Annotated in this window: 11 protein-coding genes; 7 read left to right on the top strand and 4 right to left on the bottom strand. The window is 63.9% G+C overall.

What is annotated here, in order from left to right:
* Positions 1-9: 9 nt before the first annotated feature.
* Both ACFE70_RS08425 and ACFE70_RS08420 read right to left on the bottom strand, forming a co-directional pair.
* Positions 10-165 carry a hypothetical protein gene (locus ACFE70_RS08425; RefSeq protein ID WP_375417289.1) on the bottom strand — a complete coding sequence of 52 codons (156 nt, stop codon included), beginning with the start codon at positions 163-165 and terminating at the stop codon, positions 10-12.
* Positions 166-270: 105 nt separating this feature from the next.
* Positions 271-633, bottom strand: a complete 363-nt coding sequence (locus tag ACFE70_RS08420) for a hypothetical protein (protein ID WP_375417288.1) — start codon at positions 631-633, stop codon at positions 271-273.
* A gap of 537 nt (positions 634-1,170) precedes the next feature.
* Here ACFE70_RS08420 and ACFE70_RS08415 point away from each other — a divergent pair.
* Both ACFE70_RS08415 and htpG read left to right on the top strand, forming a co-directional pair.
* The gene (locus tag ACFE70_RS08415; RefSeq protein ID WP_375417287.1) at positions 1,171-1,671 is read left to right on the top strand and encodes a hypothetical protein; all 501 of its coding nucleotides are present in this window, start codon (positions 1,171-1,173) and stop codon (positions 1,669-1,671) included.
* A 127-nt stretch (positions 1,672-1,798) separates the two neighbouring features.
* Complete coding sequence (htpG, locus tag ACFE70_RS08410; protein ID WP_375417286.1) at positions 1,799-3,631, top strand: molecular chaperone HtpG; 1,833 nt, start codon at positions 1,799-1,801, stop codon at positions 3,629-3,631.
* A gap of 72 nt (positions 3,632-3,703) precedes the next feature.
* Here htpG and ACFE70_RS08405 read toward each other — a convergent pair whose 3' ends face one another.
* Positions 3,704-4,753: a hypothetical protein gene (locus ACFE70_RS08405; RefSeq protein WP_375417285.1), complete on the bottom strand. Its 1,050-nt coding sequence runs from the start codon at positions 4,751-4,753 to the stop codon at positions 3,704-3,706.
* Positions 4,754-5,002: 249 nt separating this feature from the next.
* On the opposite strand from ACFE70_RS08405, the gene ACFE70_RS08400 reads away from it, so the two are divergent.
* The gene (locus ACFE70_RS08400) at positions 5,003-7,099 is read left to right on the top strand and encodes an alkaline phosphatase (protein ID WP_375417284.1); all 2,097 of its coding nucleotides are present in this window, start codon (positions 5,003-5,005) and stop codon (positions 7,097-7,099) included.
* 329 nt (positions 7,100-7,428) lie between these two features.
* Here the strand turns inward: ACFE70_RS08400 and ACFE70_RS08395 are convergent, their stop codons facing one another.
* A complete protein-coding gene (locus tag ACFE70_RS08395; protein ID WP_375417283.1) occupies positions 7,429-9,111 on the bottom strand; it encodes a S41 family peptidase in 1,683 nt (560 codons plus the stop codon).
* Between the two features lie 352 nt (positions 9,112-9,463).
* Here ACFE70_RS08395 and ruvX point away from each other — a divergent pair, with 352 nt between their 5' ends.
* The 4 genes from ruvX to ACFE70_RS08375 form a co-directional block, all read left to right on the top strand.
* Entirely contained in the window at positions 9,464-9,901 is a 438-nt protein-coding gene (gene ruvX, locus ACFE70_RS08390; RefSeq protein WP_375417282.1) for a Holliday junction resolvase RuvX, read from the top strand.
* Positions 9,902-10,024: 123 nt separating this feature from the next.
* Positions 10,025-10,669 (top strand): peptide deformylase, encoded by a 645-nt coding sequence (locus ACFE70_RS08385; protein ID WP_375417281.1) that lies wholly within the window; start codon positions 10,025-10,027, stop codon positions 10,667-10,669.
* Between the two features lie 147 nt (positions 10,670-10,816).
* On the top strand, positions 10,817-11,893 hold the full coding sequence (locus tag ACFE70_RS08380; protein ID WP_375417280.1) for a Fic family protein: 1,077 nt from the start codon (positions 10,817-10,819) through the stop codon (positions 11,891-11,893).
* A 29-nt stretch (positions 11,894-11,922) separates the two neighbouring features.
* A partial coding sequence (locus tag ACFE70_RS08375) for a zinc dependent phospholipase C family protein (RefSeq protein WP_375417279.1) occupies positions 11,923-12,779 on the top strand: 857 nt, incomplete at its 3' end.

Genomic DNA, 12,779 nt, shown 5'->3' with positions numbered 1-12,779 from the left:
CGGCCCTGGTTAGCGGTTGTTGCCGTCGCGGTTGGTGCGCACGACGCTGAGCAGGCCGGCGCAGGCGCGGGCGCGGCTTGCGCCCCCGCCGGCCCGGCCAGCAGGCTCAGCAGCCCTACCCCCCCAGGCCGTGAAGCAGCCCGGCCGGCAGAAACAAACCCTCATGGAAAAAGCGCACTAGCCGCACAGGCGCGGCAGAACAAGCGCGGGCGGGCCCCAGACCGCGGCGCAGTCGGGGCGAGGCTTGAAGTCAGGAAGAGCCGGGGGCCGCTAAGCTACGGGCGGGCCGCGCAGCTGCGCCGGCTGCCGCGCAATCCAGGGGGCCGTCGCCACGGTGGGCACCGGCGCCAGGGCAAAGCAAGGCCGGGCCAGCGGCTGGGGCAGCACCACCGGCGCACTGAGCACAAATGGCACGTCGTAGAAGTGCTCGACCTGGCAGTGCTGGTGCTTGGCGCCGAGCAGGGCCTTGCCTTGGTGCTGCCGCCGAAACACGGGCGCCTGGGCTACTTCCTCGGTGGTGTGCTGGTGCGAGTGCAGAGCCAGCACCCACGCCTCGGGCAGCAGCGTCCGCAGCAGGCAGACGAGCAGCAACAGGGCCAGATGAGTTCGCAGGGCGGGCACGAGCGCAAACATACGGGCAAACCGCGAAAGCATCGGCCGGCGCGGCGCGGGGGGGTAGGCAGAATCAGGGGCCTAATCTCAGCAGGTACGTCCCTCGTACCGTGGCCCTCAATTTCCTGAGTGCTTTCACGCCCGCAATTCTCACCGCCTTTCCCTCCCGGTGCTGATTAGTCAGCAGCTTTGCCGATTTTGCCTGCCCTTTGCCTGCCCTTTGCCTGCCCTTTGCTTGCCCCACGACGAGCCCCTGGCCGCGCCGCGCTGGAGTAGAGTTCCGCCGCTAATTTGACCCCGCCATCGAGGCCAAAGCGGTCTTCAACCACGCCTGATACGCACCGCAGACCGGCCCCCTTGGCACAACCGGCCGGGCCCACTAAGGCGCGGAGCTTGCCCGGCAGCCGGCCAATCAGTAAGCGGGCTTTAAGAGCCATTGGGGGGGGTAGGACGGGCGTTGACTGGGTTATTTTTAAGTATTAGGATAAGTTAATACAGCGGCCTACTTTTTGCGTTGCTGCGCCTGTTCTCCCCTTTTGGAGAGCCGCTCAGATTCCTATGCTCCTTCCGCCTTTTGATGCGCTGCAAGCTCAGCATGATGCCGACCTGGGCTTCATGCGCTTTCAGTGGCGGGAGCCTGCGGGCCACTACCTGCGCGCCGTGCAGGCCTCGGGCCGCAACCTGCGCCCGGCCCTGGCCTACGGCCGCGACCTGATAGTTGCGCGGCAGCCCACTTACCTGCTGATTGACTTCGAGGGCCTACCCCCCATCAGCCTGGCCGATGAGCTGTGGATGACGGTGAACTGGCTGCCGCAGGTGGCGGCCCAGGCCCTAAAACAGGTGGCCTTGGTCCTGCGCCACGAGCATCTGCACAACCAGATGACGGTCGAATCGCTGCTCTGGGCCGGCCGTCAGCTGCTGCACTTCCCGATTCAGGTGTTCGAGGACGTGCCCGTGGCGCTCGACTGGCTCACGCAGGGCGATACGGCGGCGGCGCAGCAGCTGCAAGCCGAATGGGATTCCCTACCCCCCCTGCCCCGCCCAACGCTGCCAACTTGACAGCGCCGGCCCGAGGTGGCGCAGCTTTTGGGACGGTGAAATGGTGAGCTAGTGAAATGGTGGTGGGGTAGTAGTCCCCGCCGCATTTTCCTTCTCACCATTTTACTATTTCACCATTTCACTGCATATGGAAACCGGCTCTATCTCGATTCACACCGAAAACATCTTTCCGATTATCAAGAAATTCTTGTACTCGGACCACGAAATCTTTCTGCGCGAGTTGGTCTCCAACGCCGTCGATGCCACCCAGAAGCTCAGCAGCCTGGCCCGGACGGGCGAGTTCGGCGGCGAGCTGGGCGAGTTGAAGGTGCGCGTGACCGTGGACAAGGAGGCCCGCAAAATCACGGTTTCGGACCGCGGCCTGGGCATGAGCGCCGAAGAAATCAAGAAGTACATCAACCAGATTGCCTTTTCCGGCGCCACGGAGTTCGTGGAGCAGTATAAAGAAAAGGATGCCACGACCAAGGACCAGATTATCGGCCAGTTTGGCCTGGGCTTCTACTCGGCCTTTATGGTGGCCGAAAACGTGGAAATCTGGTCGAAATCGTATAAGGAAGACGCCCTGACCGCCCACTGGACCTGCGACGGCAGCACGGAGTTCACCCTCGAAGAGCCCACCGGCGAGCACGAGAAAGCCGAGCGCGGCACCGACGTGGTGCTGCACGTGGCGGCCGATTCGGATGAGTTTCTGGAAGAAGCGCGCCTGCGCACCATTCTGGAGAAGTACTGCAAGTTTCTGCCGGTACCGATTGAGTTTGAGGGCGAGCTGATTAACAACACCACGCCCATCTGGACCAAGCAGCCGGCCGACCTGACCGACGAGGACTACACCACGTTCTACCAGGAGCTGTACCCGTATTCGGAGCCGCCGCTGTTCTGGATTCATCTCAACGTCGATTATCCCTTCAACCTGACCGGGATTCTGTACTTCCCGAAGGTGAAGGACGAGCTGCAATTTCAGCGCAACAAGATTCAGCTCTACTCGCGGCAGGTTTTCATCACCGATGAGGTGAAAGATGTGGTGCCCGAGTTCCTAATGCTGCTCCACGGCGTGCTCGATTCGCCCGACATTCCGCTCAACGTGTCGCGCAGCTTTTTGCAGGCCGATGCCAACGTGAAGAAAATCAACCAGTACGTCACGCGTAAGGTGGCGGACAAGCTGAATGAGCTGTTCAAAAAGGACCGCGAGGGCTACGAGCAGAAGTTTGGCGACATTGGCATGTTCGTGAAGTACGGGATGCTTTCGGACGAGAAGTTTTATGAGAAGGCCAAGGACTTCGTGCTGGTGCAGAACGTGGCCGATAAGTACTTCACGCTGAATGAGTACACCGAAAGCATTCAGGCCAACCAGCAGGACAAAAACGGCAACACCGTGGTACTCTACACGACCGACCCCGAGGCCCAGCACGGCTATGTCGTGGCGGCCCGGGAGCGCGGCTACGATGTGCTGAAGCTGGAAGCCGTGCTCGACCCGCACTTCATCGGGCAGCTGGAGCAAAAGCTGGAAAAGACCAGCTTCAAGCGCGTCGATGCCGACGCCACCGGCAAGCTCATCGAAAGGGAAGAAACCACCGAGAGCGTGCTCAGCGACGAAGACAAGACCAGGCTGCAAGAGCGCTACAGCAGCGCCATCAACAACCCCACCATGCAGGTGCAGGTCGAAGCCCTCTCGCCGCAGGACGCGCCGGTGACCATCAGCCAGAGCGAATTTATGCGCCGCATGAAGGACATGCAGCGCGTGGGCGGCGGCGGCGGAATGCAGATGTTCGGCTCCCTACCCGACTCGTTCACGGTGAGCGTGAATGCCAACCACCCGCTGGTGCAGAAGGTGCTGGCCGGCGAGGAAACCGGCGCCAAGCTCGCCAAGCAGGCCTTTGATTTAGCCTTGCTGGCCCAGGGAATGCTCAAGGGCGAGGCCCTGACGCAGTTCGTGAAGCGCAGCACCGAGCTGCTAGGGTAAGAGTTAAAAAGGACCGTCTGGTAATTCAGGCGGTCCTTTTTAATTTTTAACTCTCAACTTTTAACTGACCGCCTACCCCCTCTTCTGCGCCTGACCGGCCCGCACCAGCTGCCGAAACGCTCTGGCGCCATACACCTGCACCCCGCTTTCGCCCACGACCCATACGCGCTGGCGCTGGTCGACCTGCACAAGGCGCGGCTGAGTGGCGCCAGGCAGATGCAGCGGAATTAACGCCCGCTTCTCTTCAACTTTATCAGTCGTGGCGGGCTCGAAGCTGGCGAACTGCCCGGCCGGCACGTCGGGCAGCAGCAGCGGGCCCATCGCGGTGGCGAAGACGCGGCCCAGGCCGGGCAGATAGACCACGCTGAAAACCTCGTTGCCGGGCTGGCCGATAAACGTGGCCGTGGGCAGCTCGGCCGGCGCGGCGCCCGCGCCGCCGCCCGGAAATACGCTGATGCCGGCCGACATCAGCACCCAAAGGTTGCCGGCGTTGTCGGGCAGCAGCTTTTCCACGATGTTGTCGGGAATCTCCCGGTTGGCCACGCCTTCCTCGTTGTAACGCGTCCACTGCTGGTGCTGGAAGCGGCTCAGGCCCAAGTTGCTGGCAATCCAGACCGAGCTGTCGGCCGTGACCAGCGCCGCGTTCACGGACGGCACGCTGAGCACTTTCTCAAACGCCCCACGCTGGCCGCGAAACACGCCGTAGCCCACGGCCCCAACCCAGATGGCGCCGGCCGCATCGCGGCACAGGCCGACTACCGATGCCGCGCCCGCGCCCTCGGGCAGGGCCAGTGGCCGCGGCCGGAACTGCTGGGTGCTCAGCTGCACGGCGCCCCGCGCAGTGCCCAGCCACAGGGCCGTGTCGGCGGCCAGCGCGCACTGAATCGGAGCTTCGCTGCGGTAGCGGCGCACCACCTGCCGGCCCCGGAACTGATACACGCTGTGCTCGGTGACGAGGTAGGTGGCGGCGCCGGCCGGCAGCAGGGCCACGGGCTTCTCGGGGCTCCCAAGCTGGTAGCGGCGCGGCGCCCGGGCCCGGCCCGGCGGGCTACTGACGAGCAGCAGCGCGCCAATTAAAAGGAGAAGCCGGCCGACGCGGCGCAAGGGGAGGATAGGAGTCATGGGGCACAGGGTAGAATAGCGGGATGGGCAGCAAAACGCCCGCGCCGACCTCAGGCCCGCCTGGCAAAGGTAGCTGGCTGAATAGGGTCCTATTTATCAAGGTTTTGTTACCAAATCATTGCGCCGCGCCTTCTTTGGTAATGATAAGTTTACCGGAGATTAATCCTGCTTTCGCGCCAGAAATCAACCTTTGTGAGCGGATAAGCTGACCGCGCTCTCCCTACCCCCTCCTTCCTTAACCAACCCTTTATGAAAGCTAGATTTCTACTCGCCACGGGCCTGCTGACGCTGGCCCCGGCCGCGTGGTCGCGGGTGCAGGCACAGGCCGCCGCCACGAACACCAACGTCATTCTCTACATCGGCGACGGCTTCGGTATCGCGCCCAAGACGGCCGCCCGCATGGCAATGGGCCAGGGCGCGGATGGCAAGCGCTTCGACACCGACGCCAACTTCAAGGTGTTGGCGATGGACAAGCTCCGCTACAACGCCACCGTCACGACGCACTCGCTCAACTCCTGGATTACGGACTCGGGACCGGGTGCGGCCGTGTACGCGAGCGGCAAGAAAGGCAAAATCGACAACGACATGATTACGCTGGACCCGACCAACGGGCAGGCGATTGAAACCATTCTGGAAGCGGCCAAGAAGCAGGGCTACGCCGTGGGCCTGGTCAGCACGGCCCGCATCACGCACGCCACGCCGGCCGCCTTCGCCTCCCACATGTGGAACCGCGACCTGGAGGACTACATCGCCGCTCAGTACATCGCCTCGACCCAGGCCGAGTACGAGGCCATTTACAACTCCAGCCCGACGGCTTCGTTCCGCTACTCGGCCGCCCGCGACTGGGTGCTGCCGACCCCGAAAGTGGGCGTCGAGCTGGACGTGCTGCTCGGCGGCGGCGCCCGCCATTTCCTGCCCGCCGTCCCCACTGGCGGCACGGCCAGCCCCAGCGCGGCGGTGGTTGATGCGGCCGGCGCGGCCATCCGCAACGCGGCCGGCACGGCCGTCACGTTGCGCGGCACCCGCGCCGACGGCATCGACCTGGTGAAGTACGCCGTGGAGAGTCGCAACTACAAGTACGTCAACAGCCGCGACGCGCTGACCAAGCTCAACCTGAGCGAGTTTGGGCCCGGCGGCAAGAAGCTGCTCGGCCTGTTCACTGCTTCGCACGTGAGCTATGAGCAGGACCGGCAGACGGCGGCGGCCTGGGAGCCCTCGATTGCCGAGATGACGCGCGTGGCCATTCAGGTGCTCACGGCCAAGGCCAACGGCAAGGGCTTCTTCCTGATGGTGGAGTCGGGCCGCATCGACCACATGGAGCACTCCAACACCGGCGGCATCGCGGTAGTGGCCAGCACCGCCCCCACGGGCAAGGCGTATACCGTTGACGTCGACCAGCCGGTGTACGTGGGCGGGGGCGACGCCGGACCGGGCGCCACGCCCACCACGGCCCGCACCACCAACATCTACGCCTCCGACTACCTCATCAAGGAGGTGATGGCCTTCGACTACGCCATCGCGGAGGGCCGCAGCCTGCTGGCCAACCGCAGCACCAGCGGCAACACGCTGCTCTTCACCACCTCCGACCACGAGTGCGGGGGCGTGGCGCTCACCGGCTTGCACGACGAGGCCGACTTCACCCGCAACGGCACCAAGATTCGCACCTACGCCGATGGGATAAACAAATCGGTGAGCGCGGAGGCGGGCTACGCCACGCCTAGTAACCTGGTGCGCGGCGACGGCGGCACCTACGGCTTCTTCCCGCAGTACGTGCTGAGAGATTTCCAGGGCTTTCAGTACCCGGAGCCGGCCTCGGCCACGGCCCGCCGCATCGTGGTGGCCTACGGCTCGAACCCGCTCACCAACGGCAACGGCGTGAGCAACGCGACCGGCCAAGTCGGCAACCACACGCCCCAGGACGTTTGGGTGGGCGCCGACGACAACACCAACGGCTCCCACGCCGGGCGCATCAGCGGCCAGGGCCTGCTCGACAACACCGCCCTGACGCCCATCATGGCCAGCTTCCTGAACCTGACCGGGCCCTTCGTCACAGGCCTGGGTTTGCGCACCAACTCCCCCAACGTACCCAAAGCCAGCTTCCAGATGGCGCCCGTGCCGTTTGAGGACGAGTTCAATATCTCGTTTGATATGCGCGCGGCCGGCACCGTGAGCGTGGTGCTGCTCGACGGGCTGGGCCGCCGCGTCGCGACTGTCGTGGACCGGAAACCCTACGCCAAAGGGGCCCACCGCGTCCCCGTCGATGGCCGCCGCCTGGCCCCCGGCCTCTACCAAACGCAGGTCACGGTCAACGGGCAGGTCATCTCGCAAAAGACCATCAAGCAGTAAACGGGGGGTAGGGATTTTTGAAGCGGCTGGTTCTAAAATCGAAAAAGCCCCGCGGCCGGCTGGCCGCGGGGCTTTTGGTTTTGGGTGAGTAGTGAATGGGAAGGCAGGCCTCCTACTCAGTCTCACCCCCCGACCCCCTCTCCAAGCAAGAGAGGGAGCCCGGCGGCTGGCGGCGGGAAGTCAGTGCCCGAATACGCAGGCGCTGACTCCCACCCTATAATTTAGAACTATTGGCTGGTATGAGTCTCGATTATTAATTATCCGTGATTTTAACGTGGACAGGCTGCTGCTTATTGTAAACGCCAGGGGGTAGGGCCGGCGCGGACCGCTCACTGGCCCAGCAGCGCGAGCTGCGTGGTGCTGTCATTCACGGCTTGCAGGGCGCGCTGCAAATCCGCGTCGCGGCCACCGAGCACGGTGTGGCAGGCCACCAGGCCGTAGGCGTGGCGGGCAATGCCGGCCTTGAGCTGATTGCGCAGCAAACCGGCGCAGCGGCGCAGCGCTGGCTGATTGGGCGCCAGGCCGGCGGCCACGGCACGGGCGTGCAGAGCCAGCAGGTCGGCGTCGCTGAGGCGGAACGTGGCCTCGAACTGCTCAAAGCGCAGGCCCTGCAGCGCGGCTTTGTGGGCCTCGAAAAAGTCGAGAGCAAAGGCCCCTAGCACGCCCTGGCTCTGGAGTTGGCCGAAGTAGCCGGAGTGGCGCAAGGAGTCGCGGGGCACGAACACGTCGGGCATGATGCCGCCGCCGCCGTACACGGCGCGGCCGTGGTCGGTGCGGAAGCGCGGGCCCTGGGCAAAGCGGGCGGTGTCGGCTACTTCAAACTCGCCGCGCTGCTGGCGCCCGGCCAGGTCGTGAGCGTAAGCGTCGTGGTCGGCGCCGTAGGGTTTCTGGATCGAGCGGCCGGCGGGCGTGTAGTAGCGGGCAATGGTGAGGCGCAACTCGCTGCCGTCGCTCAGTTGAATGGGCTGCTGCACCAAGCCCTTGCCGTAGGTGCGACGGCCCACGAGCAGGGCGCGGTCGTGGTCTTGCAGGGCGCCGGCCAGCACCTCGGCGGCGCTGGCGCTGCCCTCGTCCACGAGCACCACCAGCGCCCCCTGCTCGAACTCGCCGGCCACGCGGGCGTAGGTTTGAGCGTCATACTGCTCGCCCTTGCCGTCGGTGCTCACAATTTTGCGGTTGCCGGCGATAAACTCGTCGGCCACGCGCGTGGCGCGGTCGAGGTAGCCGCCGGGGTTGCCGCGCAAATCCAGCACGAGGCGGGTCAGGCCCTGGCGGCGCAGGTCGGCGAGGGCGCTCTTAAACTCGTCGTAGGTGTTGGCGGCAAAGCGGTTGAGCTTGATATAGCCCGTTTGCGGGTCAAGCAGATAAGCCACCTCAACCGAAGAATTGATGATGCGGCTGCGCGTGACGCTGAGCCGGAGCGGCTGATGATGGCGCAGCACGGCCAGCGTGACGCTGCTGCCGCGCGGCCCCCGAAACAGCTGGCTGACGCGGGCCACGCTCAGGCCGGCGCCGGTCACCCCTACCCCCCCCACCTGCACAATCTGGTCGCCGGGCCGCAGGCCGGCGGCTTCGGCCGGCCCGCCGCTGAGCGGGGCCACCACCGTGGCCGTATCGCGGCAGAAACTGAACTCGACGCCGATGCCATCAAAGTCGCCCTGCAAAAAGCTGTCGGCCGCGTCGCGCTCCTTGGCCGAAATGTAAACCGAGTGCGGGTCGAGCTTTTCGAGCATCCGCTGCACCGCGAAATCGGCCAGCTCCTCGGTATTCACCGAATCGGCGTAGTCGCGGTCCACGTAGCTGAGCACTTCCTTGAAGCGCAGGTAGCCGCGGGCCGTGGCGTCGGGGTTAGTGCTGCCGGGCCGGAAGGGGTTGTTGCCAATCAAAACGCCCGTGCCCAGCGCGCAAAGCACCAGCAAAGCCGGCCGCCAGCGCGCCCGCCGACGCGCAGCCCGGTGCGCAGCCGGCGAGGCATTTTCGGAAGCAAAAACCGGGGCGGAGGCAGGTTGCAAGGGCTGAGGTAGAAGTAGCTGCAAATAGTAAATCAGGAGGAAGGGTCGTCAAAGCTATTAAAACTTTTCCTGGTTTAAATCAGTTAAAATTGCAAAACTACTATTTTCTTTCATAGGTGCAATATTTCCTTTTTTTAGCTCAAAAAGGCCATCTATTAATTGAACATTCCAGGATACGCCCCTTAAAGAGTAGTTGCTTGAGCAGCCGCCTAAATGGCACTTAACTTATATCGCTTAGCAGACGCTGTGCGAAACCCGGACCTACGGCCGGCGCGGGCCCTACCCCCACCTGGCGCGCCCAGCCCGTGAGAGCCCGCCGTATCTTTGTGGCCTTACCGCCGTCTATTTCGTCATGCCTACCCCCCCCGGCCGCATCCTTGCCATCGACTACGGCCACAAGCGCGTGGGCCTGGCCGTGACCGACCCCTTGCAGCTCATTGCCTCGCCCTTGGAAACCATCCATGCCCAGGACCTGGTGGCCTACGTGCTGGCCTACCAGCAGCGCGAGCCGCTGGCTGCCATCGTGGTCGGGATGCCGCGCACGCTGCTCAATGAGGCCACCGACAGCACCAGCGCCGTGGTGGGCCTGCTGCGCCGCCTGCGCCGCGAGCTGCCGCTGGTGCCGGTGCACGAGATTGACGAGCGCTTCACCTCGCGCATGGCCCACGCCGCCATGCTGGCCGGCGGCCTGGGCCAGAAAGCCCGCCGTGACAAAGCCACCGTCGATAGGGTCAGCGCCGCGCTCATCTTGCAGTCCTTTCTGGAATCGCCGGCGGGCAGAACGATGTAGGGTGCGGGGCTGGTCCCCGCCCGGCGTCCGCGGCACAACCACAATTTTAGCAGGCAGCGCGGACGCCGGGCGGGGGCCAGCCCCGCACCCTACCAGTACCTTTGTGCTAGTAAAACCTATCCTATGATTTACCCTATCGTTGCCATCGGCGACCAGGTGCTGAAAACCCGCGCCAAAGACCTGCCCGTCACGCTGCCCGCCCCTGAGCTGCAAGAATTGATTGCTAACATGTTCGAGACCATGTACTCGGCCCACGGCGTGGGGCTGGCCGCTCCGCAGGTAGGCCGCGGCGTGCGCCTGTTCGTGATGGACTCGGCCCCGATGGTGGAACCCGACGAAGACGACGAGGACGAGGATGAGGACGACCAAATCCCTACCCCCCCCGCCGGCGCCGAAGCCGCCGAGCCGGCCGAAACCGCCGTCCGGCGCGCCTTTATCAACCCGCGCATGGTGAGCGAAACCGGCGAAGAGTGGGGCTTCGAGGAAGGCTGCCTGAGCATCCCCGGCATCCGCGAGATGGTGTACCGGCCGGCCAACATCGTGCTGCGCTACGAGGACGAGCAGCGGCAGGTGCACGAGGAAGCGTTTTCGGGCCTGGCGGCCCGTATCATTCAGCACGAGTACGACCACCTGGAGGGCGTGCTGTTTACGGATAAATTATCGGCCTTCAAAAAGCAGCTGCTCAAGGGCAAGCTCGCCCGCATCAGCAAGGGCGACGTGAAGCACGAGTACCGGATGAAGTTCGCGGGCGAGGGCAAGCGGCGCTAATAGCCAGTTGAAGCTAACGGAGCGTTGGCTTCCTTCAAGCTGGTATGACAGCAAAACTGGTACATCCTGCGTGATATGCCAGTTTTTCTTGTTTTATTTGTCATACGCTTGTTTCGTTTGTGAAACAAGCTATGTCTGCCCTTGGCGATGACCTTCCTACCTGGCCGACCGTTTCCGCTGCCTGATTTGCCGCCGGCCCTTGATTTCGACGACATTCGATTTCATCGCCTGGTCGCCAAAGCCCGCACGGAATTAGGAGAACTGAAAGGCTATTCGGCGGCCCTCCCGAATCCGATACTCTTGCTTTCGCCCGCCATTCTGCGCGAGTCCATTGCCAGCTCCAACATTGAAAACGTGAACACAACAGTTGAGCAGGCGTTGCAGCAACAGTTATTTCCCGAAGCTGAGCAGCGGCCGGCTGACAAGGAAGTGCTACGCTATGGCCAAGCTATGCGCTGGGGCTTCGAGCAGCTGCCGGCGCTCTCGCTTTCGGCGCGGCTGATTGTCGGCATTCAGCAGCAACTGCTACCCAGCGGCTACGCCGGCTACCGGACTACGCCCAACCAGATTATCAATTCAGCCACCGGGCAGCCGGTGTATACGCCGCCGTCCGCCTACGACATCAATCGACTGCTGGGCAATTGGGAAAACTTTGTGCACACGCCTGATGAGCGCATCGACCCGCTGATTGCCTGCGCCATCACGCATTATCAGTTCGAGGCTATTCATCCGTTTGGCGACGGCAACGGCCGCACGGGGCGCATCCTGATGGTGCTCTACCTGGCCTACCACGAGCTGCTGACCTTGCCGACGCTCTACCTCAGCGGCTACATCAACCGGCACCGGCCCAACTACTACCGGCTGCTGGCGCAAGTGTCGGCGGCGGGCGACTGGACATCTTTCATTTTGTTTATGCTGGAAGGCTTTCATCAGCAGGCGCGCGAAACCAAGCAAATGCTGGTCGAGAGTATGGGCCTGCTTCAGCAGTTTCGGGACGCGGTGCGGCAGAGCGGGCGCAAAATTCCGCCGCAATTAATCGAAGCGGTGTTCACGCAGCCCATTCTGACACCCACGCAGGCCGCCCGTACGCTGGGGGTTCATTATAGCACGGCCACGAAATACTTAAATCAGCTAACGGATTTAAATTTGCTAGAGGCCAGTGAGTTAGGGAAGTATCACCTCTACAGCAACCGGCAACTGATTTCCTTGCTCAGCCGCGCCTGATTCTACCGCTGTCCCTACCCCCTTATTCTGTGAGCAAGCCGCTAGCCTTCTTATTCCTGCTGCTGCTCTGGCCGCCGCCCGCCCGCGCCTGGGGCTTCTTCGGCCACCGGCTGCTGAATCGGCTGGCCGTGTTCAGCCTGCCGCCCGAGATGCTGGGCTTCTACAAAACGCACATCGACTACCTCAGCACCAACGCTACGCGGCCCGACTCGCGGCGCATGGTGGTGCCCGGCGAGGCCCCGCGCCATTTCCTCGACGTCGATGCCTACGGCGACTCGGCCCTGACCACGCACGGTCGCGGCCTGCCCCGCTCCTACGCCGACGCCGTGGCCCGCTACGGCGAAGACTCCCTCTTGCGCCACGGCATCGTGCCGTATCAGATTTTGCTCATGCAGGGCCAGCTCACGGCCGCCTTCCGAGAGCGCGACGCCGACCGGATTTTGCGCATTTCGGCCGACATGGGGCACTACGTGGCCGATGCCTGCGTGCCCTTGCACACCACGCGCAACTACAACGGGCAACTCACCGGGCAGCGCGGCATCCACGGCCTCTGGGAATCGCGGCTGCCGGAGCTGCTGAGCGCCGACTACGACTTTTTCACTGGCCCCGCGCCCTACCTGGAGCGGCCCGGCGAGACTATCTGGGCGACCGTAGCGCGCTCGCACGCGGCCGTAGACTCCGTTTTGCGCTTTGAAAGAGAGCTGACCGCGCGCTTCGCGGAGGACCGCAAGTTTGGCTACGAGCAGCGCGGCACCGCCACCATCCGCACCTACTCGCGCGAGTTCAGCCGGGCCTATCACGCCCAGCTTAATGGGCAGGTGGAGCGGCAGCTGCGGCTGGCGGCGCGGCTGATTGGCGCGTGCTGGTACTCGGCCTGGGTCGATGC

The sequence above is a fragment of the uncultured Hymenobacter sp. genome (assembly GCF_964243305.1).
GTDB lineage: Bacteria > Bacteroidota > Bacteroidia > Cytophagales > Hymenobacteraceae > Hymenobacter.
Note: the sequence above shows the minus strand (reverse complement) of the source record. Positions and strands in the feature narration are given on the sequence as shown.